Genomic DNA, 1,656 nt, shown 5'->3' with positions numbered 1-1,656 from the left:
CGAAATACCGGCGTTCGGAAGCACTCCATCCTGTCTGGCCTTGCCGCGAGTCGATCGTAACCCAAGTGGAGCCGTCGTTCGAGCCCTGCACTTCCCACTGGGTCGGCATGTCCTCTGCTCGACCGGCCGCACCCGGTGCTTGGATCCAGTAGGCATTGCACACTTTTTGCTCGGAACTTGCCAGCCGGTACTGAACCCATGCCCCGGTTCCCCCGGTGAGCACGCTCATCGTCTTGCTGTCTTTGTCGAACAACTGCCAGGCATCGCCCGTCGCATTCAAGCTGGACACCGTGCCGCTTGGGACGGTCAGGCTGCTCATCTTCGGAACAAACGAACCGTAGCTGGCGGGCGTCAGCGTTGTCGCGGTGTCATTGATCGGATCATAGGGGCCGTCGGCGATCTCGTAATCGGCGAGCGCCCACGCCGTGTGCGCGGTGCGTGTCAAAACCTTCGGCGGATAATCCCGGTGGATGATCCACATCTGGTCGGCCGACTGCACATAGGCGAGTTCGAACAGATCCGCCTCGAGATAGGGCGAGGCAACTTCCACCGTGCCGACGCGCGCGCCATAGGCATAGACCCGGATATACTGGTCGCCGAATTCGAGCGCATAGGCCTGGTCGGCCGAGAAGATGAACGGGATCAGCCGCGTCTTCTTCGCCGAAATCTTCACCTCGCCGGCGAAGTAGGTGCCGCCGCGCTTGCGGATGCCGCCATGCGGCAGGGTGACGAAGTTCTCGCACTTCGACAGCGCCGCCCGATAGAAGTCGAGCGAGGCGCGCGCATGCAAGCGCGGCGAGATTTCGCCGCGGGTGAAGACGTCCTGGACCGGATAGAGCGTTGTCATCAGCGAAAAGCCCTCAAAGCATGTCGCCCAAAAGCGTGAGGCAGTTTTGGGCCAACGACATGCGCAAAATCAAAAACGGGAGTCGCCGCGCTGGCTGGCCCAGGAGGCGGTGTAAAGCCGGCCGCCGCGCTGGATGGCGTTGGCGGTCAGCGCCGCGTCCAGCGCCCGGTCATAGGCCGAGCGGGCAATGTCGATCATGCCCGACTTGTGCGTCAGCGGATGCGCCACCTTGATGGCAAGGGCGGCCACCAGCACCTCGGTGAACAGCGCGTCCCAATCGTTGGGGTCGGTGAGGTTGGCGACGTAGCAGATGGTCAGCGGGCCGGACCGGTCGGAATAGATCAGCCCCGCCTCTTGCCGCCAGGAGATCGGCACGCCGTCCGGTTCGCCATTATGGGTCAGCGGCAGCGGTCGCAGGCAGTCGGCCGGCAGTTCGTACGCGAAGTTCAAGGTGCAGTTGTCACCGCCGGTATCCGCGCCCACTACCGTGGCGCGCAGGATCGCGAACACCCAGGCATATTTGGTCAGTTCAGCTTCCCGGGTGAGATCAAAATGCAGGTTCAAGAGCCGTGCCGCCTTGACGTCCTGATCGAGACTGTCGATCGGCGCCTCGTCGAGCACGGCGAGCGCCATGTTGGCGATATCGAGCGGGGTGATGGCCATGGGTCAGGCCTCCGTCAGCGGGGTTGATCGGGGAATCGTCGCTTCCACGGCGAAAAGGCCGCGTGGTTGGGCATTTTCTGGTGCAGCTATCGCCGCTTGCGGACAGGGCTGCCGAAGGGGTCGGCTTCGCCAAGCTGGCCGAAAGG

The 1,656-nt window shown here is 63.4% G+C and carries 1 protein-coding gene and 1 pseudogene; both read right to left on the bottom strand.

Features of this window, described 5'->3' with window-relative positions:
- Positions 1 to 847 (bottom strand): annotated as a pseudogene (locus EN935_RS34980) (hypothetical protein); the annotation flags it as partial.
- 69 nt (positions 848 to 916) lie between these two features.
- Positions 917 to 1,510 carry a hypothetical protein gene (locus tag EN935_RS34975; protein WP_127265375.1) on the bottom strand — a complete coding sequence of 198 codons (594 nt, stop codon included), beginning with the start codon at positions 1,508 to 1,510 and terminating at the stop codon, positions 917 to 919.
- Positions 1,511 to 1,656: the final 146 nt, after the last annotated feature.

This window comes from Mesorhizobium sp. M7D.F.Ca.US.004.03.1.1, assembly GCF_003998635.1.
GTDB classification, from domain to species: domain Bacteria; phylum Pseudomonadota; class Alphaproteobacteria; order Rhizobiales; family Rhizobiaceae; genus Mesorhizobium; species Mesorhizobium loti.
This window is presented reverse-complemented; position numbering and strand designations above follow the sequence as displayed.